20 protein-coding genes are annotated in these 24,374 nt (G+C 40.6%); 12 read left to right on the top strand and 8 right to left on the bottom strand.

Features of this window, described 5'->3' with window-relative positions; genetic code table 11:
- Positions 1–21: 21 nt before the first annotated feature.
- The 5 genes from WG989_RS07700 to WG989_RS07680 all read left to right on the top strand — a co-directional run bounded on the left by WG989_RS07700 (position 22) and on the right by WG989_RS07680 (position 6,876).
- Complete coding sequence (locus WG989_RS07700; RefSeq protein ID WP_340428476.1) at positions 22–3,591, top strand: efflux RND transporter permease subunit; 3,570 nt, start codon at positions 22–24, stop codon at positions 3,589–3,591.
- A 123-nt stretch (positions 3,592–3,714) separates the two neighbouring features.
- Positions 3,715–4,509: a TIGR00266 family protein gene (locus WG989_RS07695; RefSeq protein ID WP_324232397.1), complete on the top strand. Its 795-nt coding sequence runs from the start codon at positions 3,715–3,717 to the stop codon at positions 4,507–4,509.
- Positions 4,510–4,745: 236 nt separating this feature from the next.
- On the top strand, positions 4,746–5,078 hold the full coding sequence (locus WG989_RS07690; protein ID WP_340428475.1) for an ArsR/SmtB family transcription factor: 333 nt from the start codon (positions 4,746–4,748) through the stop codon (positions 5,076–5,078).
- A gap of 24 nt (positions 5,079–5,102) precedes the next feature.
- Positions 5,103–6,020: a phosphatase PAP2 family protein gene (locus WG989_RS07685; protein ID WP_340428473.1), complete on the top strand. Its 918-nt coding sequence runs from the start codon at positions 5,103–5,105 to the stop codon at positions 6,018–6,020.
- Positions 6,021–6,039: 19 nt separating this feature from the next.
- A complete protein-coding gene (locus tag WG989_RS07680; RefSeq protein WP_340428472.1) occupies positions 6,040–6,876 on the top strand; it encodes an arsenite methyltransferase in 837 nt (278 codons plus the stop codon).
- Between the two features lie 172 nt (positions 6,877–7,048).
- Here WG989_RS07680 and WG989_RS07675 read toward each other — a convergent pair whose 3' ends face one another.
- From WG989_RS07675 to WG989_RS07665, 3 genes are all read right to left on the bottom strand, one after another.
- On the bottom strand, positions 7,049–7,819 hold the full coding sequence (locus WG989_RS07675) for an SDR family oxidoreductase (RefSeq protein ID WP_340428471.1): 771 nt from the start codon (positions 7,817–7,819) through the stop codon (positions 7,049–7,051).
- A 48-nt stretch (positions 7,820–7,867) separates the two neighbouring features.
- The gene (locus WG989_RS07670) at positions 7,868–8,311 is read right to left on the bottom strand and encodes a nuclear transport factor 2 family protein (protein ID WP_340428470.1); all 444 of its coding nucleotides are present in this window, start codon (positions 8,309–8,311) and stop codon (positions 7,868–7,870) included.
- Between the two features lie 145 nt (positions 8,312–8,456).
- A complete protein-coding gene (locus tag WG989_RS07665) occupies positions 8,457–9,038 on the bottom strand; it encodes an adenylate kinase (protein WP_340428469.1) in 582 nt (193 codons plus the stop codon).
- Between the two features lie 184 nt (positions 9,039–9,222).
- On the opposite strand from WG989_RS07665, the gene msrB reads away from it, so the two are divergent.
- Positions 9,223–9,786 carry a peptide-methionine (R)-S-oxide reductase MsrB gene (msrB, locus tag WG989_RS07660; protein ID WP_340428468.1) on the top strand — a complete coding sequence of 188 codons (564 nt, stop codon included), beginning with the start codon at positions 9,223–9,225 and terminating at the stop codon, positions 9,784–9,786.
- Positions 9,787–9,906: 120 nt separating this feature from the next.
- Here the strand turns inward: msrB and WG989_RS07655 are convergent, their stop codons facing one another.
- Positions 9,907–10,953: an SO2930 family diheme c-type cytochrome gene (locus tag WG989_RS07655; RefSeq protein WP_340428466.1), complete on the bottom strand. Its 1,047-nt coding sequence runs from the start codon at positions 10,951–10,953 to the stop codon at positions 9,907–9,909.
- 105 nt (positions 10,954–11,058) lie between these two features.
- On the bottom strand, positions 11,059–12,288 hold the full coding sequence (locus WG989_RS07650) for a parallel beta-helix domain-containing protein (RefSeq protein WP_340428464.1): 1,230 nt from the start codon (positions 12,286–12,288) through the stop codon (positions 11,059–11,061).
- Positions 12,289–12,403: 115 nt separating this feature from the next.
- On the opposite strand from WG989_RS07650, the gene WG989_RS07645 reads away from it, so the two are divergent.
- The 4 genes from WG989_RS07645 to WG989_RS07630 all read left to right on the top strand — a co-directional run bounded on the left by WG989_RS07645 (position 12,404) and on the right by WG989_RS07630 (position 15,247).
- Complete coding sequence (locus tag WG989_RS07645; RefSeq protein WP_340428463.1) at positions 12,404–13,225, top strand: SDR family oxidoreductase; 822 nt, start codon at positions 12,404–12,406, stop codon at positions 13,223–13,225.
- 113 nt (positions 13,226–13,338) lie between these two features.
- The gene (locus WG989_RS07640; protein ID WP_340428462.1) at positions 13,339–13,806 is read left to right on the top strand and encodes a PPC domain-containing DNA-binding protein; all 468 of its coding nucleotides are present in this window, start codon (positions 13,339–13,341) and stop codon (positions 13,804–13,806) included.
- Positions 13,807–13,808: 2 nt separating this feature from the next.
- A complete protein-coding gene (locus WG989_RS07635) occupies positions 13,809–14,186 on the top strand; it encodes a hypothetical protein (RefSeq protein ID WP_340428460.1) in 378 nt (125 codons plus the stop codon).
- A gap of 23 nt (positions 14,187–14,209) precedes the next feature.
- Positions 14,210–15,247, top strand: coding sequence for a hypothetical protein (locus WG989_RS07630; protein WP_340428459.1), 1,038 nt, complete (start codon positions 14,210–14,212; stop codon positions 15,245–15,247).
- 58 nt (positions 15,248–15,305) lie between these two features.
- On the opposite strand, the gene WG989_RS07625 is transcribed toward WG989_RS07630, so the two are convergent.
- From WG989_RS07625 to lysS, 3 genes are all read right to left on the bottom strand, one after another.
- On the bottom strand, positions 15,306–17,438 hold the full coding sequence (locus WG989_RS07625; RefSeq protein ID WP_340428457.1) for a S9 family peptidase: 2,133 nt from the start codon (positions 17,436–17,438) through the stop codon (positions 15,306–15,308).
- A 119-nt stretch (positions 17,439–17,557) separates the two neighbouring features.
- The gene (locus WG989_RS07620) at positions 17,558–18,148 is read right to left on the bottom strand and encodes an autotransporter outer membrane beta-barrel domain-containing protein (RefSeq protein WP_340428456.1); all 591 of its coding nucleotides are present in this window, start codon (positions 18,146–18,148) and stop codon (positions 17,558–17,560) included.
- Between the two features lie 265 nt (positions 18,149–18,413).
- Positions 18,414–19,934 carry a lysine--tRNA ligase gene (lysS, locus tag WG989_RS07615; RefSeq protein ID WP_340428454.1) on the bottom strand — a complete coding sequence of 507 codons (1,521 nt, stop codon included), beginning with the start codon at positions 19,932–19,934 and terminating at the stop codon, positions 18,414–18,416.
- A 168-nt stretch (positions 19,935–20,102) separates the two neighbouring features.
- On the opposite strand from lysS, the gene WG989_RS07610 reads away from it, so the two are divergent.
- Positions 20,103–20,810 (top strand): DUF4197 domain-containing protein, encoded by a 708-nt coding sequence (locus WG989_RS07610; protein WP_340428453.1) that lies wholly within the window; start codon positions 20,103–20,105, stop codon positions 20,808–20,810.
- Between the two features lie 168 nt (positions 20,811–20,978).
- Positions 20,979–24,179: a S41 family peptidase gene (locus WG989_RS07605; RefSeq protein ID WP_340428452.1), complete on the top strand. Its 3,201-nt coding sequence runs from the start codon at positions 20,979–20,981 to the stop codon at positions 24,177–24,179.
- The last annotated feature ends 195 nt before the right edge of the window (positions 24,180–24,374 follow it).

The raw sequence follows: 24,374 nt of genomic DNA, 5'->3' as shown, positions 1-24,374 counted from the left end.
CTGACTACATAATCTTATTATATGCAATCAAATTTTTTAGAAGGTCTCAGCAAAAAGTTCAAGGAATTTAAACCTACGAGCTGGAGTGTTGACAATCGCACGGCCATCTATATCATCACCATTTTAATTACTGCGTATGGGTTGTATAAATTCAACACCATGCCTAAGGAGCAATACCCGGATATTGTGGTACCTACTATTTCTGTAGCTACTATTTATGTAGGTAACTCTCCTGCTGATATTGAAAATTTAGTAACACGGCCCATTGAAAAACAACTGAAGAGCATCAGTGGTGCAAGGGTTATTAAAGTACAATCATCATCACAACAGGATTTTTCGTTGATCGTTGTTGAGTTTGATACAGATGTAAAAACCGATCTCGCCAAACAAAAAGTAAAAGATGCAGTTGACAAAGCAAGAACTGATCTTCCGCAAGACCTTACAGCCGAACCGGATGTACAGGAGTTTGCATTCAGTGAAATGCCCATCATGTTCGTAAACATCAGTGGTGATTACGATCCGGTGAAACTGAAACAATATGCAGATAAAATGCAGGATCGTTTCGAAGAACTTAAAGAGATCACCCGTGCTGATATTGTTGGTGCACCAGAAAGAGAGATACAGGTAAATGTTGATCCTTACCGTATGGCAAGTGCAAGACTTACGTTCACTGATATTGAAAATGCAATTGCACGTGAGAACAACGACATTACAGGTGGACAGGTTGAGATCGGTACCATGAAACGTACAGTACGTGTTCGTGGACAGTTCAACAGTTCATTTGATCTCAATAATATTATTGTGAAAGGAGTAAGTGGTTCACCCGTTTACCTGAGAGATATTGCTACAATAAAAGATACGGTTAAAGAAAAAGAAAGTTTTGCCCGTTTGGATGGCAAGAACGTTATCACCCTCAACATTGTAAAACGTAGTGGTGAAAACCTGATCAACGCAGCGGACAATGTAAAAGCTGCTGTAAAAGAAATGCAGGACAATGATATTCTGCCGAAAGATCTGAAGGTAACATTGACAGGCGATCAAAGTAAACAAACAAAAACATCCTTCAATGAATTGGTAAATACAATTGTGATCGGTTTTATACTTGTATTACTTATCCTCATGTTCTTTATGGGAGTAACCAACGCCTTCTTTGTGGCATTGAGTGTACCGTTGAGTGTGTTTGTGGCCTTTCTCTTTTTACCGGTTGCCGATCTTATTATTGGTACGGGCGTTACGCTCAACTTCATTGTATTGTTTGCGCTGTTGTTTGGGCTCGGTATTATTGTGGATGATGCCATTGTGGTAATTGAAAATACCCACCGTATCTATCATAATGGAAAAGTGCCGATTATACGAAGTGCAAAAGAAGCTGCAGGTGAAGTATTTATTCCGGTACTTGCAGGTACAGCAACAACGCTTGCTCCATTCTTCCCGTTGATCTTCTGGAAAGGAATCATTGGTAAGTTCATGATCTATCTGCCGGTGATGTTGATCTTAACATTGGCTGCATCATTGATCGTTGCCTTTATCATCAACCCAGTATTTGCCGTAAGCTTTATGAAACCTGAAGGCCGTGCTTACGATGATAAGAAAAGCAACATCTTCCGCAAATGGTATTGGTGGGCATTCTGGATCATTGGCATCATCAATCATGTGATCGGAAATCATGGCACCGGTAACTTCCTGTTCTTTATGGCACTGGTTGGTATTCTTAACCGTTATGTATTGCGTGATGCGATCTATTTCTTCCAGGAAAAGGCATTACCAAAACTCATGAACAGTTATGAAAAAATGTTACGCTGGGTGTTGAAAGGATGGAGACCGGTATGGGCACTTGTATTGTTATTCGTACTTTTTCCAATTGCAGTATTTATGCTGATAGCACGTGGCAATCCATCTACCTTCTTCCCGAGTGGTGATCCAAACTTTATTTATGTGTATTTGAAAATGCCGGTAGGTACAGATGTAAAGCAAACCGATTCGATTACACAACTGCTCGAAAAGAAAGTTTATAAAGTACTGGAGAAAGAAAAACCGGGCGAAGAAGGTTCTATTGTTGAAAGTATTATTACAAACGTTGCGGTGAGTGCTAACAAACCTGAAGATAATAACCGTAGTACACAACCAAACTTAGGTCGTATCCAGGTTTCATTTGTTGAGTTTGAAAAACGTCATGGTAAATCAACAAAGGTTTATATCGATGAAATTCGTGAAAATATAAAAGGTATTCCGGGTGCAAGCATTAGTGTTGAGCAGGAAGGCGGTGGCCCTCCTACTGATCCTCCGGTGAATATTGAAATTGTGGGCGACAACTTCAACAACATTGCGAAAGTTGCAACTGAGTTATACAATTATCTCGATACAAACCGTGTGGATGGTATTGATAACCTGTTGATGGATGTTGATCTGAATAATCCTGAAATCACCGTTAGTGTTGACCGTGAACGTGCATTAATTGAAGGTGTAAGCACGGCTCAGGTGGGAATGGAATTACGTACTGCATTATTTGGTAAAGAAGTAAGCAAGCTGAAAGAAGGTGAAGATGAATACAAGATCCAGCTTCGCTACAGCGAAATGCAACGTAACAATATCATTAACTTGATGAATATGAAGATCACGTTCCGTGATTTTAATACAGGACAAATTAAGCAGGTGCCCATTAATGCCGTTGCTAAGTTTGATTATACAAGCACAACAGGTGGTGTAAAACGGAAAAATCTGAAGCGTACAATTCAGCTCCAGTCAAATGTTGCTGATCCTACACAGGCAGGACCTATCAATGCAATGCTGAAGAGTAAGATCGATGACTTTAAAAATAAAGTACGTATTCCTGAAGATGTAACCATTCGTCAAAGCGGACAAAGTGAACAGGAAGCAGAAACAAATGCGTTTTTGGGGACTGCTCTTATTATCGCCATTGGCCTCATCTTCCTCATTCTTGTGTTACAGTTTAACAGTATCAGTAAACCGTTCATTGTAATTACGGAGATCTTCTTCAGCATTATTGGTGTATTGTTGGGTTATGCCATTACAGGTAAAGTAATTGCAACCATCATGTTGGGAGTAGGTATCATTGGTTTGGCCGGTATCGTAATTAAGAACGGTATCCTGTTGATCGAATTCACAGATGAATTACGTGGCCGTGGTTACAAAACCAGAGAAGCAGCTATCCAGGCAGGCAGGATCAGGATCATTCCTGTATTGTTAACTGCATTGGCAACCATGCTTGGTTTGTTACCATTGGCTGTTGGTTTCAATATCGATTTCGTATCGCTCTTCCAGCATCTTGATCCAAAGATCTTCTTTGGTGGCGATAGTGTTGTTTTCTGGGGACCATTAAGCTGGACGATCATCTATGGTTTGGTTTTCGCTTTCTTCTTAACACTGATGATGGTACCGAGTATGTATATTATCTCCGAACGTTTAAGAAGACCAATGGAAAGTTTCTATGGCACCAAGTATGTTGCATTATTTGGTTTCCTTGGTCCGCTCTTCTTCATCTTTGTAGGTATTATGTACCTTGTAAGAGCCATACAAGGCAAGAAGGTTTGGGTGGGACAACAACGTAAAACAGTTCCTTCGAAAATTTAAGATAATCAGTAACCTTTTTCTAAAACCCTCTTCTAATACGAAGAGGGTTTTTCTTTTCAGTTTACCAAAAAAGTGATCGTTATTTGACAGCAGCAATTTAATTTCACAAAAAAAATTATCATCATGGCAACAGCACACGAAATTGATTACCGCATTGTAGGCGAGGAAATGCAGTATGTAGAAATTGAACTTGATCCCAATGAAACAGCCATTGCAGAAGCAGGTAGTTTCATGTTGATGGATGAAGGCATCCAGATGGAAACTATTTTTGGCGATGGCAGTGCAAACCAGGGCACAGGTGTATTAGGTAAATTATTTTCAGCAGGAAAGCGATTACTCACTGGTGAAAGTTTATTCATGACTGCTTATACCAACATCGGTCAAGGAAAAAAGATGGTGAGTTTTGCATCGCCTTATCCCGGTAAAATTATTCCACTCGATCTGATGCGTTTAGGCGGACCAATCGTTTGTCAGAAAGATGCGTTTCTCTGCGCTGCAAAAGGCGTAAGCGTTGGTATTGCATTGCAACGTAAACTCGGCACCGGCTTATTCGGAGGCGAAGGTTTTATTATGCAGAAACTTGAAGGCGATGGATTAGCCTTTGTACACGCAGGTGGTCATGTGTTTGAACGTGAGCTGAAACCCGGCGAAGTTCTGAAGATCGATACAGGTTGTGTGGTAGCATACACACACCAGGTTGATTTTGATATCCAGTTTGTAGGTGGTATCAAGAATACCATTTTTGGTGGTGAAGGATTATTCTTTGCTACACTCCGTGGCCCGGGTAAAGTATGGATCCAAACATTACCTATTTCAAGATTGGCCAGCCGTATTCTTTCTTATGGAAGAGGTGCACGTAAAGAGGAAGGAAGCTTGCTGGGTGGTTTGGGTAATTTGCTTGACGGAGACGGTAGATAATAAAGCTCATTATAACTGTCATCCCGGGGAATGATGGATCTGCAGAACATTTGTACTAAAGCCCAACAGATCCCTCCTTCGTCGGGATGACAAAAAACAAAAAGCCGGAAAAATTTTTCCGGCTTTTTGTTTGGAAATCTGAAATGCTTAATCGTATATTTGCGATATAAAATAAACAAGACGAACAAATCGTCTTTTTGTTTGAACATATTCATCGCAAAAACACGATAAACAAAATGGCCATCCACAAGAAAGAAGAATTCAGTACAAAAGAGCAACACCTGGCAGCATTTGCCAAAGCCATCAGTCACCCTGCCCGTATTGCCATCCTGAGTGTATTGGCAAAACGCAATCAATGTATTTGTGGTGAGATCGTTGAGATATTACCACTGGCACAAAGCACCGTAAGTCAGCACCTGAAAGAATTAAAAAATGCAGGACTCATCGATGGCGAAACCGATGGACCACGCAGTTGTTATTGCATCAACTGGAAAGCCTTTGAAAAATTCAATGCTGATTTTAATTCGCTCTTTGAAAAACTAAAAGAAGCGAATGCCAAATGCTGTTAATTATCATCATTAAACCATAGCAATATGCAGCCATTATCATTATCCCTTATCAGTATCATCATCACTCAATTTGTTTTTGCTCAAAGTGCACAACCGAAACAAGGCCCTGTTCCAATAGCGTGGGGTCACTATCTAAAATTGCAACAACTACCTTCATCAGCACAAGCTGGACAGGAAGCAACAGATGCACGCCGCTTTGAATTAACTACCGCACACAAAAAGGTAACCGATCTTTCCGTTACTGAAGTATTTGGATTTCGTTTACGTAAGCCGTTTTATTTAAAAGGAACAGAAACATTTTCCATTGCTCCACCACCGGCCAACAGCTCAGCACAAACAAGAGCAGAATTGAATTTTTTACTGCAACTGCAACAACGCCGTTCTGAAGAAGATATCCGTGCATCAAAATATTATGCAACGGTTTATTACAACACCGAAACAAAACCTGGTGATGCAGATTATGAAAGAATGCAACGCAATCTTTTTCATATTGGTCGATCTATTGGCACATGGTTCAATGCAGATTCGTTACCAGTCACTGCAGCATTAGCCGTCAATGTTTGGAAAGATGCAAGTTTTGTAATCTGGAAATACAAGAATTATTTTCTCCGCATCAGACCGGGTAAACTTGAACCCGAATTAAAGTATCTCGAAGAAACTCCCTGGGCTGCTTACCCCAGCGGACATGCAACAAACTCATACGTAAACGCCTATCTCTATGCTGCACTGATTCCTGAATTTGAATCATTCTTTTTAAAAGATGCGTTTGATATGGCCCATTCAAGAGAGATCATTGGTGTGCATTACCCCAGCGATTCAGAAAGTGGTCGTTTGCTGGCTTATGAACTTATTCAACGCTTAATGAAGAACGAACAGTTTCAAAAAGATTTTGCAGCTGCAAAAGCAGAGATCAAAGAAATAAAAAATACAAAAGGATTCTAAACATATAAACTTACAGGCCATGACAACAGAAACACAACTCAAAGAAATTGTAAAACAGAAGTACAGCGAAATTGCTTTGCAGGATAAAGAAACCAATCAATCTTCCTGCTGCGGTGCAGGTGGATGCTCAACTGAAGTATATAACATCATGAGTGATGATTATACAAATCTGAAAGGCTACAACCCTGATGCTGATCTTGGTTTAGGTTGCGGCTTGCCAACACAGTTTGCAAAAATTCGTCCCGGTGATACAGTCATTGATTTAGGAAGCGGCGCAGGCAACGATTGTTTTATTGCTGTTGCAGAAACAGGGCCAACCGGCAAAGTGATCGGCATTGATTTTACGCCTGCTATGATCGACAAAGCAAGAACCAATGCAGAAAAAAGAGGATTGAATAATGTGGAGTTCCGTCAAGGCGATATTGAACATATGCCTGTTACTGCAAACACCGCAGATGTGGTTGTGAGCAACTGTGTGTTGAATTTAGTACCGAATAAAGATGGCGTGTTCAAAGATATTTTTCGGGTGCTGAAAGCAGGTGGTCATTTCAGTATTTCAGATGTGGTGTTGGTTGGAAATCTTCCTGATGCATTACGGAAAGATGCGGAGATGTATGCAGGTTGTGTGTCAGGCGCCATTCAAAAAGAAGTGTATCTCGAACTGATCCAGCAAAATGGATTTGAACATATTACCATCCAGAAAGAAAAAGCAATTGTTATTCCCGATGATATTCTAAAAAATTATTTAAACGAACAAGAGTTGGCCGATTTCAAACAAGGAAACACCGGCATCTTCTCTATCACAGTATTTGCACAAAAGCCTGCCTGCTGTGCACCCGGCAGCGGCTGTTGTTAATTATTTTTTTCACATATAAACCTTAGCATCATGAACACAAATCAAAATGATCCCGGGTGTTGCGCAGGCAACAATGATTGTTGCGGCGGCATCACCGACATGGGATGTTGTTAAAACTAAACGGAGCCCTGCAAATGCGGGGCTCCGTTCTTATTTCATACAATTCGAAAATTTATAACGTTGATCTTACTGCGCCTCCATCAACCATAATGGTTTGTCCCGTTACAAACCGGCTTTGCTTACTCAACAACCAAACAGCAAGTGATGCAAAATCATCTGCTTCACCCAATGCACCGACAGGGATCTGTTGAATTGCATTCTTCTTTACTTCATCAAAAGGTAAGCCCGTCTGCTCACTTTTCTTGTAATACAACCGATCAATGGCTGGTGTGCTATGGCTACCCGGACCAAGTATATTCAACGTAACACCACTCTTTGCAATTTCCTGGCTTAATGTTTTCACCAACCCAACTACTGCCAAACGCAGAGATGTACTCAGCACTAAATTTTCAATCGGCTGTTTTACACTGGAGCTTTCAATAAACACAACACGGCCATATCCTGCCTTGACCATGGCAGGAACAAATGTTTGGGTCAGTTCAACTTTCCAACGTAATAGTTTTTGATAAGCATCATCCCAATCAGCCAACGTAGTTTCTAATACTGTTTTGGCAGGAGGGCCACCTGCATTTACCAGCATGCCATGCAGTTGACGATCGCCAACAATTGCTTTCAACTGTTCAATTACTTCATGTTGCGTAATGTCGCCTGTAACTATTTCTGCATTTGCTGTTGATCCATATTGTTCGTTGAGCTTCTCTTCGCCTCTTGCTACCACAATTACCTTTGCTCCTTCATGTAATAATGCAGTGGCAATGGCTTTGCCAAAACCACTTGTTGCACCACCAACGATAAAGAGCTGATCAGTTAATTCAAGATTCATAAAAAATATTTTTTGTTCAGGCCGCTCAAAGCGTCCTGACCATCGTTTCTACTGTACTAGTTTGTTTGCATGTCGGCTAACCAGCAACCAACCGTTCTGCCGCTTCGCATAAACTTCTGTATAGAGCAGATAAATGTCAACCGGTTTGCCGTCCATCAACACATTAAAAGTTCCTTTACCATTTACAATCACAAAACCTTTGTACACTCTTGCCGATGCCTCCGTAACGGTAACATTGTTCATCGTTAATTTTCCCGAGCGTATGTCATCAATTACTTCTTTCTTGTTTTGTACCCATCCGTTTGAGTGAACATATTGAATACGATCGTCCAATAGATTATTGAGCGAGTCAAGTTTCTTCTGCACCATCCAGCGAAACTTTGCATCATGCAATTTCAACACAAATTTCTCTGTGGCAGATTCTTCTTTTGTTTTTTGTGCAACAGCAGCAAATGCAAAAAAGAGAAAGAAAATAAAAAAGAGTTGTTTCATGCAAAGTGATTTATCCAAAACAAATGTAAAGCGGGGGAAGCGGAAAGACGGAAAGAAAAATCAGGTACATAAAAAACCCCGGCATTTCTGCCGGGGTTAAGTCAATATCTGTAAAGCATTACGCCTCCCTGCCCGACTAAGTCATTCAGGCGGGCATATGTACTTCAATTTCCTTTTGCAACGATTCGAAAATTTCATCGATCGTTCCTTCACCTTCAATTTCGGCGAGTTTATCAAACTGTTTGTAGTAATCTGCAACAACAGATGTTTTGGTGCGGTACTCCACAATTCTTGCACGGATGATCTCTTCGTTTGTATCATCGCTGCGTCCACTTGTTTTACCACGGTTGAGTAAACGCTTCACCAGTTCTTCTTCACTCACCAGCATCGAGATCATGGCATGGATCTGTGTGCCCTTCAGCTTCAATAATTTGTCCAACGCTTCGGCCTGGGCTACGGTGCGGGGAAAACCATCAAACAAAAAACCTTTGGCTTGTGGATTGCTATCCAATGCAGAGCTGATCATCCCGATCACCACTTCATCCGGCACCAACTGGCCTTTATCCATCAGCTTTTTTGCTTCCAGACCCAACGGCGTTTGCCCTGCAATTTCGCTACGCAGCAAATCGCCCGTGCTCAGGTGCTTCAGACCATATTTTGTAATTAATTTCTCTGACTGGGTTCCTTTACCACTGCCCGGAGGGCCAAATAAGATCAAATTAAACATATGCAGAATGTAAGCTTGATGAAGTTGTAAATATAAACAGCATGATTTAAAAATCTGCAATCTGAACCTATTTTGATTGCAATTTGTTTAATAAAAGAGTTTGTTAAGATCAAAATACTGTCGTTAAACAGACATCCGTTAGCCTGCAGGCTTTCGTAACTTTAGCAACTAAACAGAAATGAACATGATGAAGCTATTGATGATTCTTGCCTTCGCACAGCTTACATTTGTTAGCTGCGAAGCGCAAACCAGTCAAACCAAAGAAAAAAAGAATACTATGAGTGAAACAAAGAAAAACCCGGTTTATTCAAAAAATGATTCTTCCAAAGTGAATTTGAGCGAAGAAGAATGGAAAAAAATTCTGCCTTCTGATGTGTATTATATCGCACGCCAAAAAGGTACCGAGCGCCCATGGACCAGCAAGTTTGAAAAATTTGAAGAAGTAGGAACATATTACTGTGCTGCCTGCGGTAACTCATTGTTTAAAAGTGATACCAAATTCGATAGTGGTTGCGGATGGCCCAGCTTTTACGAACCCATCAGCAAAAGCTCCATCATTTACACACCCGATAACACACTTGGTATGCAGCGTACCGAAGTACAGTGTGGACGATGCAAAGCACATTTAGGTCATGTGTTTGAAGATGGTCCGCCTCCAACAGGTTTGCGTTATTGCATTAACGGTGTGATCCTTGATTTCGAAAAAGCAAAAGAGACCGAGAAGAAATTCAACGAGAAGAAAGGATAAATTTTTAGTTTCGATAATTATCAAAAGAAACGAATCAGCAATGGTTCGTTTTTTTATTTGATACTTAGTCTGACACAGATTAGAATATAGTTGTTGTTTGTTGATGACTCATTCACTAACTCACTTATTCATTTCTTTGATCCATTTACTGATCAAAGCCACTCCTTCTTTATGAATTCGGTTGCGGCCAATTTCAGGCATGGCAATACCGGGATCGATACTGCTCATTCTGTACACTAAAAAAGATTGATTGGGTTTGCCGGGTTCGATCGCAAATGAAAGATTACCACTTCCTCTCCCTGCTGCTACAGGTGTTTTGTTGATACCGAGTGCAGTTGTATTGGTTGTATGAATATCGAGTAACAAGCCCGATGTATTTGCCGGACCGTTTGCATTGTGGCAATGACCGCAATTAATATCAAGATATGCCCGTGCACGATCGTTCAAACTGCCGCTTTGTTCATTGTTCCATTTTGCATTTGCAGGGATAGTTGCTGATGGAAGATCGATCATGCCCAACTGTTGCCAATATTGCAATTGATTTTTTGTACCGCTTGTATAACTATAATCACCATTGAGATGCCGTGCTGCAATTCCGATCGGGACGATGGTGTCATTCCGGTTGTGGCATCCTTTGCACTGCGGTTGACTGGGCACCACATAATCTGCTTTGATCTTTTTTCCTGCCCCATCAATGTATTCAACAGTTGTAACATCGCCGATCGGTTCAAACACGGCTTCTGTTTGTTCCTCGTTCCAGATGTATTGATAGGTATGCCAGCCATCCTGCATGTTTGCCAGCAACCGTGTTTCAATGATGCGTCGGCCGAGTTCCGGTTTTCGAACATCGTTGTAATAATAAAAGTTTTTAATGAGCACCGTGCCTAATGGCAAATCGAATACTGATGCAGCGTTGTAATTGATCTTTTTGCCAGCAGGTAATTTGATGAAGCGGGCTTTCTCTGCATAATTGGTAAACAACGGCGTGTTGAGATCGTACGGAAGAATTTCGTCAACGGGTTGAAGTAGTTTGAGTTCGCCTTTAAAGAAATTGTACTCACTCAAATTTTCATGAAACTGAAAATATGGATCGGTTTTTTGTTGATTGAATGAAAGAACAATCAACATACAACTTAAAACAACTCCTGTAATAAACAGTTTCTTCATGCTCCGAATGTATAAATTTCAATGCTTACTTCAACGATCAATGTGTTGGGCTTTGTATTGTTGATGAGCAGATCCCTCCTGCGTCGGGATGACAAACGCATTTCATCAATTCTTCAACTCCACTTTGGGTACAGCTTCTAACGTACAATCATGTTTCGATGCATCACGACTGATATTTTTAAATCCGTTCTCTGCATCAAGGTTTGCAAAACTTTGATTACTGTTATTGCGGATGCAAATTTGTGCCGGTTGTTTTTTATCGGTAATACCATCGTATTGAATGTGTGGTACATTTTTTCCAAACCGCAATTTGAAACGATACATTTTTCCCATTCGTCCTTTACCGGTTGTTCGCACCGCTTCACGTTCGTAGTTGTTATTATAAATATTGATCTGCGTAGGGAATGGATAATAACTGCTGTCGTTGATAGGGTTCTCTGTAATATAATAACTTACAACAGCTGTACTGGCGGTAATATTATTGCTGATCTTATTTTCAAACACATCTACATGATTGGTTGCAAGAATCATTACACCTGTGCCCTGCGGAACTTTGCCTACAATATTTCCTTTGGGTGCAAAGTTGAGATGGTTGTTATGATGCACATTGTTTCGAAACACACGGATATATCCTCCTTTCTTTTGTACCAGATCGGGCAAATCAAAAATGAGGATACCACCGGTATTATTGGTTGCTTCATTATCGAACACATCTGCATACATTGAATTTTCAATTTCAATACCGGCCACATTCTCCGTTGCTTTTGAATTTTTTACAATGATGTAATTACTCTGGCCCACGTAAATCCCTGCATCGCTTGCGCCTCTTGCTTCGCAGCCATCGATCAACACATTGGTACACTGCACCGGGTACAGTCCATACGCACCATTCTTACTGTTGGCACCACGTGTCCATTCTGCTCTTACATTTTTGAACGTAATTCCATTTACATGTTGCGTTTTAATGGCATCGCCTTTTGTATCCTGCACGGTGAGATCTTGCAGTGTAATATTTTGTCCGTTAGTAACTTTAATTCCTTCGGCACCACTTACCTGATTGGTGAAATTGAGAATGGTTTTGTCCATTCCTTTTCCTTTGATGATGACGTTTTTCTTACCGTCGAGCCACAGGCTTACGTTGAGTTGAAATGTTCCTTCCGGTAATTCAACTGTAGACTTATCAGTTGCTGTAACAAAAAGGCGCTGTAGTTTTTTCTGTTCTGTATCCTGGGCTTGCAATTGAAAAGAGCAGCAAAAAAACGTTGCGATGAACAACCATTGTAAAGCCGATTTTGCTGAGTAATGATAAGATTGCACAAGAGCGTCCTTCGACAAGCTCAGTATAAACTGCAAGCAAAGCATAATAGTAGTACTTAGGTTGGGAACAAATTACAAATTCTTTTCTACGCATGGTCTGCTTTCATTAACTTTCCTTACTAAATTATTTGCTATGTCATTCAATGGAAAAACAGTGTTTATTACCGGTGCATCGAGAGGAATTGGAAAAGCGATGGGATTAAAGCTTGCAAAGGAAGGCGCCAATGTAGTAGTGGCTGCAAAGAGCGTGGAAGAAAATCCGAAACTCGGCGGCACCATTTTTTCAGCTGCCGATGAAATGACGGCCGCCGGTGGAAAAGGATTAGCGATTCAGGTAGATATTCGGTTCGAAGAACAGATACAGGCAGCGGTTGATAAAACAGTTGAAACGTTTGGCGGCATTGATATTTTGATCAATAATGCATCGGCGATTTCACTAACGCCCACCGAACAAACCGAAGCCAAACGTTTTGATCTGATGCACAGCATCAATGTGCGTGGTACGTTTTTAATGACGAAAGCCTGTATTCCGCATTTACGCAAAGGGAAGAATCCGCATATATTGACGTTATCGCCACCGGTGAATTTAAAACCTAAATGGCTGGCCGGACATATTGCATACACGCTTACCAAATTCAACATGAGTATGATGACGCTTGGCTGGGCAGAAGAATTAAAAAAAGATGGCATTGCTGCCAATGCATTGTGGCCACGCACAACAATTGATACAGCTGCTGTACGAAACCTGTTAGGTGGTGAAGCATTGGCGAACATGAGCCGAACAGTTGATGTATTGGCCGATGCTGCACATATTATTTTAAGCAAACCATCGAATGAATGCAGCGGTAATTTGTTTGTGGATGAACAGGTATTTGCTGCGGAAGGAATTACTGATCTCAGCAAATACAGTGTGGTGCCGGGTGGAAAGTTGTTTACAGATTTGTTTGTAGACTGATCGCCACAAAGACACGAAGACAGAAAGGAACACAAAGAAATCCCAACTCATCTTCCGGTATCAAATTATCATTCTTCTTTGTGCATCTTGCGCCTTACCGTCTTTTGAAAAAAATGAAATACTTATCTATACTGCTACTATTCATCGCATGTAAAACAAAACCAACCATGCAAACTGATGAAGTAAAAATGCATGCCTTCCGTTTAAAACCGGGACAGGATCTGAAAAAAGAAATTGCAGCGTACGTGCAGTTGCACAAGATCGAAGCAGGCTGGATCGTTACCTGCGTGGGCAGTGTTACGCAATACAATCTTCGTTTTGCCAATATGCCCGAAGGCAAAAAAGCCAATGGCCATTTTGAAATTGTAAGCCTGGTGGGTACCGTGAGCATTAATGGTTCGCATTTGCATTTAAGTGTGAGCGATAGTACAGGCACCACCATCGGCGGTCATTTACTGGACGAAAATATCGTTTACACAACAGCCGAAATCGTTATTGGCGAAGGCAAACAACTTGTGTTTACACGGGAAAAAGATGGAACAACTGAATGGGAAGAGTTACAGGTAAAACCAAAACAATAGTTATGTTTCCACTCAGCCGGTTGCAGGTGATCACTTTGTTTTATACCCTTGCGCTTCTTTTATTTACGGTGTACTGGGCGTTCTATTACCACACCTATCCAACGACGAAAGGCGATGAATTGTTTACTGCGTTAACCGTGCTTTTGCTCATCACGTATTTTTATTTTGTTGCATTGCAATTTGCCATTGAGCGAACCAACTGGGCATTGGCCTTGCTACTGCCCGTGTTGAATACCATCATTTCATTTTTAATTACCGTTGTGGTATTGTGGCTTGGCGGATTTGATGGAGCGCCGAAAGAAGTGATCCTGATTTTCGGAATTGTGTTTACACTGCTTTCGGGGATGGAGGGGTTGGTGTTGTGGAATAAAATCGATTAACAAAAAATCAATTAATGTAAATTATGGAACTCCTAGATCAAGAAATAAGTTTTTCTGGGGATGACTGGAGAACAAGATTTGTACTGTATAGTAAGGCAGAACTTGAAGACGAGTTATATGGAGTTAGAGACAACATAATAAGAATAGTTTCAGACAAAAAATTCTCTCACCCTTATTACATTGCTGATGTTTTCATAAAAAAGAATCAATTTGACGACATACGTAAAAGCATGTATTATAGTATTGATATCATTAATGAATTTGTTAGCCAAGTTGCTGTGATTTCATATGGAGAATGTGATTTGATTGAAATAATTTCTACCACCCCTTATATTGTTAAGCCTGGAATTCCTTTTGAAATGCTCTTAGTACAAGGAGATTTCCATCTTAAAAAAATACAAATTTTTAGAGCTGATATTAAGTCTTATTCTGCAAGAAGTGATAAACTTAAGTATGTTAACTTACTTACTATTATTAAAGATGCAATTAATGCAGAATCCCTAGAAACTAAGTTTATAAACTACTTTTCTGTTCTAGATTATGTCGCACAACAAGAAACCACTGAAATGGTTTTTTTAGAATGTAAAAATTGTAACAGTATGACGCCGACCCAAAAAGCAACATCAAAATTTTTAGCAAATCTTTTTAGTACTTATGGAATTAATAATAAACAATATCAAGAAATAAGAAAGCTGCGATCTAAAATTGCACATGGATCAGGTATTAGAAACAGTGAGTTTTATTCTGAAATAAGACGAAGTTTATCTTCACTAGAATCAATCGCATTGCAAGAAATAAGCAAAAGAACGGGTGTAACAATAAAAAGAAGAAGCAGCTTTGTTATGGATTTGCCATTACTTAAATTGTTATGTATTAAGAAAAGCAACCCGATATGGATGATTCCATCTACATTTCGCATTCAAAATGTTTCTTGGTCAACTACTCTTTCCTTCAGTGGTATAAAAAATTCCTCTGATAATTCTGCAGAACTTGATGGAGATTTTGGACCAGTTGGTAACCCTTCTAGACCAAAGGTTCCTAACATTGCTTGGCCATACTAATGCTTACAAAAAAACCGGAGCTCATCACTCCGGTTTTCGTTTAGATCAACTCAACATCTTATCGCACCACTTCCTTCGGTACTTCTCTTTCCAGCAAATGCTTATAAATAAATAAATTGTTTTCATTCGTGCTGTGTGCGTCCTGGTTGGGCAGGTTACGCCATCCATGGCGTCCGCCGGGATACAGCATAAACTCAAAATGCTTTTTCTTCTCCTGTAATTTTTTTACCAGTTGCATACTGTTCTGCATATGTACATTGTCGTCCATTGTACCATGATAGATACGAAGCAACCCTTTGTACTTATCAATGTGCGTATAAACAGAAGATGATTTATAACCTTCCGGGTTTTCTTTTGGTGTGTCCATAAAACGTTCGGTGTAATGACTGTCGTACAAACTCCAGTCGGTTACGCTACCACCTGCCAAACCATGTGTAAAATAATCAGCACCGTACGTCAATGCATAGGCGCTCATATAACCACCATAGCTGAAACCGCTGATGGCAACTTTATTTTTATCTACGCTTGCATTTTCAATCAACCATTTTACGATCGTGATCCAGTCTTTCATTTCCCAGTAACCAAGATTGCGATGCATGTAATTGATCCCTTCTTTTCCAAAGTGGCCACTGGCACGATGATCCATTGCTACCTGGATCAATCCTTCTTTTGCCCACCACTGTTGCTGCATATTCAAGGCCCAACCATCTGAAACAGTTCCTGCATTTGGACCACCATAAATGCTGATCATGATCGGATACTTTTTATTCTTATCGTAGTTCAACGGCCAAACGATCCGCAACGGCAGATCATATTTTCCATCTTCACTTTTTACACGAAGCAATTCTGTTTTTGCCAATGCAGTTGTAGCAAATGCTTCGCCTTTTGCATTGCCTAATTCACGGATCAGTTTTCCTTTGTTGTTTACCACCACCATTACATCGGGTGTAGCAACATTGGAATAAGATGTTACAAAATGAGTTCCGTTGGGTGATACACGGATATTGCGATGGGTGTAGTCACCAAATGTCAATCGCATTAAACCACTGCCATCGAATTTCACTTTGTACAGATCGAACCGTGCACTGTTATCTTTCCGGCAAGTGAAATAAACGAGTTTATTTTTTTCATCAACAAGATTTACGGATGTAACAGTGTACGAACCGCTGGTGATGGCATTGATGCGGTTGCCACTCATATCGTGCAGATACAAATGATTCCATCCGCTTGCATCACTTTGCAGAATGAACTGCTTTCCGTTTTGTAAAAATGTAATACGGTTTTGATCGTCGAGATCAACCCATGTTTTTTGTGTTTCATCATACACCACTTTCTTGCTGCCATCAGTCAAATTCATTTCATACACTTTCAGGTTGTCCTGCGTACGTGGCATCCACTGGATCCACAAGGCACTGCCGTCCGGCTTCCACAACGGCATACCAAAATACTGATCATCCTTCTGGTTAAAATCGGCCCATACCGTTGCACCACCATCAGGACCAACCACACCTACTTTTACTTCAGGATTTTTATCTCCCGCTTTTGGATAACGTGTGCGCTCAATAAAACCATGCTGACCTTCTTCGCTGTAGATCGGGAACATCGGCACTTCGCTTTCATCCATGCGCATGTAAGCAATCTTCTTACTATCGGGGCTCCACCAAAACGATTTGTAACGGGTAGCACGACCAAGAATTTCTTCAAAATACACCCAGCTTGCATAACCGTTTAAGATCACATCTGTACCGTCGTTGGTAAGCTGTGTTTCTTTTTTTGTAGCAAGATTGATCGTGAAGAGATTGTTGTTTCTTGTAAAAGCAACATATTGTTTATCGGGCGAAAGAACAGGATTCTTTTCTTCCTCTTTATTATTGGTGAGACGGGTTTCTTCGTTCGCCATTTTAAGGTAGAGATCATTTCCTTTATTAATGATCTCAGGAATCACCACCATGATCTGCATATCGGGTGCTTTGTAGTCGGTTTCCTTTCCGGTTTTAATGTCGTGTACATATTGTTTTCCTTCACGACGGATAATGAAACTGTTGTCACCAGCCCAATCTACAAATTGCGGTAACGGCTTTGTTATACTTTGCTTTGCTCCTTTGAGCATCTGATCATTGGTCAAAGCTGTTTGTGCCGACACTGAACCTGTAGCTACGATCCATAACAGCAACAATCCTGTTTTTCTCATGCTTGAAATTTTTAAGGGGATGAAGATAATTTTTTTAGGCAAACGAAAACTGCTATTTGGATGAATGGAATAAAAAAGCCGCAGTTTCTTTTACTGCGGCTCAAAAGCTATGTTTGGAGTTACTTCTTACCTAAATTGACCTGCACACCAAAATTTAAGTTCATTGTTTTCGACGAATAAGTATAGCCGTTCCAATTTCTGTCATAAGTAAGTTGCGAAAACAAGGCAACACGTGACGATGCAAACCAGGCAACACCTACACCAGCATTTGCACTCCAGTAATTCGTTTTATATGTAACTGTATTGGCATCTACATAATATGTATTATTTGCAAACCAATTGTATCGAGTTCCAGCTGTTATGTAAGGTTTCACCGCACCTTTTCCGAAATAATACTTTGAGTAGATCTGCAGGCCTATGTTATTAGAGCTATACTTTTCCGGATTATTTGGAAATATCTCTCTGTATCTGGATTGACTGGTGCTAAGTGCAACACCTCCACCAATCTCCCAATTGTTTTTTATAAAATATCCAACATTCGGGCTTAATTGAAGCGAAAAAGTTCTTACTAAATTTCCAGATGAAACCTGCCCATCTCCACCACGATTGGAGCCGAATTGTCCATTGATATTGATCGTGCCTTTTTGTGTTTGTGCAGTTACAGCGATGCATGATGTTAGCAGCAGTGTAGCCAGGTAAAATGTTTTCATGTGTTGTTTTTTGTTGTTTTTAATTGGTTACATGTTATTCGCTCTAAAAAATTCGTTACCGATTCGTGTTCGAATGAATATTTTTAAAGTTCAGTTCATGCTTTTAATTTTCAGCAAAGAAAATAGTGGGCATTGTTATAAAAAAGCAAACAAACGAATATGATTTTATTTTAACATATTCCAAGGAAAGAAATAAGCCGCAGCTTTTCAAAACTGCGGCTTACTTTTTATTAAACTATTCATCAACTATTAACTACAAACTACCTCACTCCACCGTCTTCTCCGGTCTCATCATCGGGAACAACAACACATCCTGAATACTTGGCTGATTGGTCATCAACATACACAAACGATCGATCCCTATACCAATACCGCTTGTGGGCGGCATACCATATTCCAATGCACGTAAAAAATCATAATCAATAAACATCGCTTCATCATCACCACGTTCTTTCAGTTTCACCTGGTCTTCGAAACGGTCACGCTGATCAATTGGATCATTCAACTCCGTATATGCATTCGCTACTTCTTTTCCGTTGATCATTAATTCAAAACGTTCTACCAGTCCGGGTTTGCTGCGGTGTTTCTTCGTAAGCGGACTCATCTCCACCGGATAATCAATAATGAATGTTGGCTGAATACATTTTGCTTCACTTGTTTCGCTAAACAGTTCATCGATCAACTTTCCTTTCCCCATTGTTGTATCTACATGAATGTTGAGTTGTTTACATACATCACGTAAACCATCTTCTTCCAAGCCACTTACATCAATGCCTGTGTTTTCTTTAATGGCATCGAAAATAGAAATACGTTTGAACGGTGCTTTAAAGCTGATGGTTTTATCTCCCACCGTAACATCAGTTGTACCATGCAATGCAATGGCAATTTGTTCCAGTAGTTTTTCAGTCACATTCATCATCCAGAAATAATCTTTGTAAGCTGTGTACCATTCAAGAATCGTAAACTCAGGATTATGTGTGCGATCCATTCCTTCGTTACGGAAGTTGCGGCTGAACTCATATACCCAATCAAATCCACCAACAATCAAACGTTTTAAATACAGTTCATTGGCAATACGCATGTACATGGGTACATCCAATGCATTGTGATGCGTACTGAACGGCCTGGCTGTTGCACCACCGGGAATAGTTTGCAATACAGGTGTATCAACTTCCAATGCACCATGTGCATTTAAATATTCACGAATGGTATTGATCATGATGGTACGTTTTACAAACGTATCCTTCACCTGCGGATTAATAATGAGATCAGCATAACGCTGACGGTATTTGAATTCCGGATCAGTTACTGCATCAAAGGTTTGTCCTTCTGCTTCTTTCACTACCGGCAATGGTTTCAGAGATTTTGTAAGCACGGTCAATTCTTTTACATGCAAACTTGTTTCACCTGTTTTGGTGGTAAACACAAGTCCTTTCACACCAATAATATCACCAATGTCTAATAATTTTTTAAACACAACATCGTATAATGTTTTGTCTTCGTCCGGGCAAATATCATCCCTGCGTACATATACTTGCAGGCGGCCGTGGCTATCCTGAATCACAGCAAAACAAGCCTTCCCCATATCTCGTACACTCATAATACGGCCTGCCATACAAACTTCTTTGTACTCTTCTTTTGTTTCTTCGTTAAACCCTGCTTTAACCGCAGTAGAGTAATGTGAAACGGGGTATAAAGGAGCCGGATAAGCATCAATACCCAACTTGTTGAGTTCGGCTAATTTTTCCCGGCGAATGATCTCTTGCTCAGATAAATGTGTACTCATAATTATTGGCTGTAATTCTCCCAAATCAGGGCGTTGCTGCACCTGCTTGAATTTTAACAGGTCGCAAATTTACCGGAAGTACGCCACATCAGCAAAGAGAGTATCTTCGGCATGATGTATGCAACTCTTTTAGCTATAAATCCGTTTAATGTATAAAACCGATAATTTATGATCAAGCGTTACCTTTTAATTTTGTCCGTTACCTTGTTTTTTACCTCCTGTGAAGTGTTGAGTCAACTGCCAAACGCCATGGGAACAGGCGTTACAGAAGCTGAAGCCGGCCAGGGAATCAAAGAGGCATTGGGCCAGGGCCTTACCCGTGCTGTATCGAATCTCAATAAAACCGATGCATTTTTTGGCAATGCTTTCTACAAAATACTGTTACCACCCGAAGTTCAGAAAGTGGAACGTACACTCCGCAACATCGGGCTTGGACAAACCGTTGACAAAGCTATTCTGCAGATCAACCGTGGTGCCGAAGATGCGGTAGGATTTGCCACACCCATTTTTGTGAATGCCATCAAGCAAATGAGCATTTCGGATGCCATTAATATCATACGGGGTCCGAAAGATGGTGCTACCAATTTTTTCCGGGAGAAAACAAGTGCGGCGTTGATCGCTGCGTTCTCACCTTCCGTAAAAGCATCGTTAGACAAAGTGGAAGCAACGAAATATTATGGCGACCTGGTTAATGGATACAATCGCTTACCCACAACAAGGAACAAACTCAACCCTGATCTAACGGCCTATGTGGTTGGTAAAACAGTGGATGCTTTGTTTGATCAGATTGCAAAAGAAGAGTTGGAAATTCGTGAAAATCCAGTGAAGCGTACTACTGAAATACTGAAGAAAGTATTTGGTGCTACATGGAATTGATCTGAAAAAGAATCGTAATGCAAACGGGCTGTACAGTGTACAGCCCGTTTTTATTTGATACGTATTGGCTGCAAAATGCTTGCGTTTCTGAGCAAATTCACCACCCATCAAATTCTTTCTATCCGTTTTATTTTCCCGTTATCTTTAAAGCTCCACAACAATTCATGTATGAAGAAAATTATTCTGTCTGTGCTGATAGCTTTTGGCTTCAGCTTTAGTTCATTTGCCCAGTCTCCAACCTGGCTTCGTTATCCTTCTATTTCGCCAGATGGGAAAACCATTGTGTTTACGTACAAAGGCGATCTGTACAAAGTATCTTCAACAGGTGGCACAGCCACCGCATTAACCCTGCACGAAGCACATGATTTTATGCCTGTGTGGAGCAAGGATGGTAAAAGCATTGCTTTTGCCAGCGACCGCTACGGCAACTTCGATGTTTATGTAATTCCGGTTGAAGGTGGTGAAGCAAAACGCCTCACCTATCATTCATCAGCAGAATATCCGTATAGTTTTACAAACGATAACAAGAATGTAGTGTTTGGTGGCACACGGATGGATCTTCCAACAAACCGCCAATACCCTTCCGGTTATATGACGGAGCTGTACAGCGTTTCTGTTAATGGCGGACGTGTATCGCAACTCTTTACAACTCCCGCTGAAGATGTAAGATTCAGCAAAGATGGCAGCAAACTTATCTATCAAAATAAAGTAGGTGGTGAAAACATTTGGCGCAAGCATCATACATCTGCAGTAACAAGAGATATTGTTCTGTATGATTTCAAAACCAATACACACAAACAGATCACTTCGTTTAATGGAGAAGACAGAAGTCCTGTGTTTACCACCGATGAAAGTGGTTTTTATTATTTGAGTGAAGAAAGCGGATCGTACAATATTCACAAGATGAATTTGAGCGGTGGCAAATCAGAAAAACTCACTTCGTATAAAAAACATCCGGTGCGTTTTCTTACAAGCAGTAACGACGGATTGTTGAGCTATGGATACGATGGTGAAATTTATACCATGAAGCCCGGCGCATCTGCACAAAAAGTAAACATTACCATTCTGTCTGATGCACGGAATAATAAAGAACAGGTATTTCGTGTAAGCACGGGAAGTGGTATGAGTCTTTCACCCAACGGAAAAGAAATTGCGTTTCTGTATCGTGGTGAAGTATTTGTAACCAGCGTTGATGGTGGTATTACCAAACGTATTACCAACACACCCGAAGCAGAAAACAGTGTGAATTTTTCGCCCGATGGAAAAAGCATTCTCTATTGCAGCGAACGTGATGGTAAATGGAGTGTATATGAAACCAGGATGGAACGCAAAGAAGAACCGTATTTCTATGCGTCTACTATTTTGAAAGAAACAGCAGTGCTTGAAAATAAGAATACCAATACACAACCGGTGTACTCACCTGATGGAAAAGAAATTGCATTCATTGAAAACAGAAATCAATTACGCATTTACAATCTTGCATCAAAACAAAGTCGTACCATTTTAAATGGCGATTATCTTTTTGCATGGACAGAAAACGATCAATACTTCCAATGGAGCCCCGACAGCAAATGGTTGTTGTTTGATTATGCAATGCCCGGCAGTGCTGTGGGTGAAGTAGGTTTGGTAAGTGCTGACGGTAAAAAAATTGTAAACCTTACCGAAAGTGGGTTTAATGATTCCCGTCCCAAGTGGATCAATGGTGGCAAAGCCATGTTGTGGTTCAGCAACCGTGATGGTTTGCGTGGAGCAGCCATGAGCGGCGGCGCACAAAGTGATGCGTATGCGTTGTTCTTTACACAAGATGCATTCGATCGTTTTAAATTGAGCAAAGAAGATGCGGCGTTATTAAAGGAAACTGAAGAAACAAAAGCAAAAGCCGATACAACGAAAAAGAAAACGCCTGCTAAAGATTCAGTAGTGATCGATTGGGATGGACTTACACAACGTAAAACAAAACTAACGATCCATTCATCTGCAATGGGCGATGCACTCATCAGCAAAGATGGTGAAACACTCTATTACCTCGCCCGTTTTGAACGTGGAATGAATTTGTGGACCACTAATCTCCGCACAAAAGAAACAAAAATGTTGGTTCCGCTCAATGCAGGCTTTGCCAATATGGTGTGGGACAAAGAACAGAAGAGTATTTTCCTGAATACAGATGGTGGCTTTGCAAAAATTGATCCCAACAGTGGTAAGCAAGACCGCATCAGCATCAATGGCGAAATGATCGTTGACGGATTGAAAGAACGTCAATACCAATTTGATCATGTATGGCGCAGAACAAAAAATACATTCTACACCCAATCATTCCATGGCATTGATTGGGACAGTTACAAACCTGACTATGAAAAACATTTACCAGGCATTGGCAACAATTATGAAATGAGTGAATTACTCAGTGAATTGTTGGGTGAATTAAATGTGAGCCACAGCGGTGCAGCATACGGTGGTGCTAACAATCCAACTGCTGATGCTACTGCTGCACTCGGTATTTTTTATGATGTGAATTTCAAAGGCAACGGTATCAAGATACTGGAAGTGATCAAAGATGGTCCGCTGGATAAAGCCGGCATGAATGTAAAGGCAGGGATGATCATTGAGTCGATCGATGGCGAATTGATCACTCCTGATAAAGACATTGCTCAATACCTCAATCGTAAAGCAGGAAAAAATACATTGCTTGTATTGGTGGATGGCACAACGAAAAAAGAATTGATCGTAAAGCCTGTTACCATCGGCGAAGAAAGCCGTTTACTTTATGCACGTTGGGTAAAACGCAATGCGGATGAAGTTGATAAGATGAGCAACGGCACATTGGGTTATGTACATATTCCCGGTATGAACGATGGTGCGTTCCGTACAACGTATGAAGAGATCATGGGTAAACATTTCCAGAAGAAAGGAATTGTAGTTGACACCCGTAATAACGGTGGTGGTGATCTTGTTGCAGATCTGGCGATGTTCCTGAGCGGTAAAAAGTTTATGGACTATGCAACAGATACACGCAGCAATGGATTTGAACCAAACTTCCGCTGGACCAAGCCAAGTATTTCATTGGCAAATGAAGGCAATTACAGTGATGGACATTGTTATGCTTATATGGTGAAGGAAGTTGGTATTGGCAAACTGGTTGGTATGCCGGTGCCCGGCACTTGTAGTTTTGCTGCATGGGAAAGTTTGATGGATACCGGTATCCGTTGGGGTGCACCAACTGTTGGTTGTAAAGATTCCAATGGTAAGTATTTAGAGAACGCACAAACAGAACCTGACATTAAAGTGAAACCGGAAAATGAAAAAGTAAGTATGGGTAATGACCAGCAATTAGAAGTTGCGGTGAAGGAATTGATGAAAGAAACAAAGTAAGAACGAGATAAGAAGATAAAAGTACTTAATGACGCCACTGCAGAAATGTAGTGGCGTTGTTGTTTATTACAATTTCTTCTTCCCGGTTGTAAAACTCTGCTAAATGAATTAACTTGACCCTTCCTTTCCATTCGCACTCAGTAAAACGTTAATAGCTAACCGCAACGATCCTGAAACAGTTTTTTGACACAAATA

Source organism: Lacibacter sp. H407 (assembly GCF_037892605.1).
GTDB lineage: Bacteria > Bacteroidota > Bacteroidia > Chitinophagales > Chitinophagaceae > Lacibacter.
This window is presented reverse-complemented; position numbering and strand designations above follow the sequence as displayed.

Coding starts and splice junctions, on each gene's coding strand:
- WG989_RS07625 (WP_340428457.1), bottom strand. CDS start 17,438: ATGAGAAAAACAGGATTGTTGCTGTTATGGATCGTAGCTACAGGTTCA.
- WG989_RS07640 (WP_340428462.1), top strand. CDS start 13,339: ATGAAATACTTATCTATACTGCTACTATTCATCGCATGTAAAACAAAA.
- WG989_RS07630 (WP_340428459.1), top strand. CDS start 14,210: ATGGAACTCCTAGATCAAGAAATAAGTTTTTCTGGGGATGACTGGAGA.
- WG989_RS07700 (WP_340428476.1), top strand. CDS start 22: ATGCAATCAAATTTTTTAGAAGGTCTCAGCAAAAAGTTCAAGGAATTT.
- WG989_RS07655 (WP_340428466.1), bottom strand. CDS start 10,953: ATGAAGAAACTGTTTATTACAGGAGTTGTTTTAAGTTGTATGTTGATT.
- lysS (WP_340428454.1), bottom strand. CDS start 19,934: ATGAGTACACATTTATCTGAGCAAGAGATCATTCGCCGGGAAAAATTA.
- WG989_RS07690 (WP_340428475.1), top strand. CDS start 4,746: ATGGCCATCCACAAGAAAGAAGAATTCAGTACAAAAGAGCAACACCTG.
- WG989_RS07635 (WP_340428460.1), top strand. CDS start 13,809: ATGTTTCCACTCAGCCGGTTGCAGGTGATCACTTTGTTTTATACCCTT.
- WG989_RS07665 (WP_340428469.1), bottom strand. CDS start 9,038: ATGTTTAATTTGATCTTATTTGGCCCTCCGGGCAGTGGTAAAGGAACC.
- WG989_RS07605 (WP_340428452.1), top strand. CDS start 20,979: ATGAAGAAAATTATTCTGTCTGTGCTGATAGCTTTTGGCTTCAGCTTT.
- msrB (WP_340428468.1), top strand. CDS start 9,223: ATGATGAAGCTATTGATGATTCTTGCCTTCGCACAGCTTACATTTGTT.
- WG989_RS07645 (WP_340428463.1), top strand. CDS start 12,404: ATGTCATTCAATGGAAAAACAGTGTTTATTACCGGTGCATCGAGAGGA.
- WG989_RS07620 (WP_340428456.1), bottom strand. CDS start 18,148: ATGAAAACATTTTACCTGGCTACACTGCTGCTAACATCATGCATCGCT.
- WG989_RS07685 (WP_340428473.1), top strand. CDS start 5,103: ATGCAGCCATTATCATTATCCCTTATCAGTATCATCATCACTCAATTT.
- WG989_RS07695 (WP_324232397.1), top strand. CDS start 3,715: ATGGCAACAGCACACGAAATTGATTACCGCATTGTAGGCGAGGAAATG.
- WG989_RS07610 (WP_340428453.1), top strand. CDS start 20,103: ATGATCAAGCGTTACCTTTTAATTTTGTCCGTTACCTTGTTTTTTACC.
- WG989_RS07670 (WP_340428470.1), bottom strand. CDS start 8,311: ATGAAACAACTCTTTTTTATTTTCTTTCTCTTTTTTGCATTTGCTGCT.
- WG989_RS07675 (WP_340428471.1), bottom strand. CDS start 7,819: ATGAATCTTGAATTAACTGATCAGCTCTTTATCGTTGGTGGTGCAACA.
- WG989_RS07680 (WP_340428472.1), top strand. CDS start 6,040: ATGACAACAGAAACACAACTCAAAGAAATTGTAAAACAGAAGTACAGC.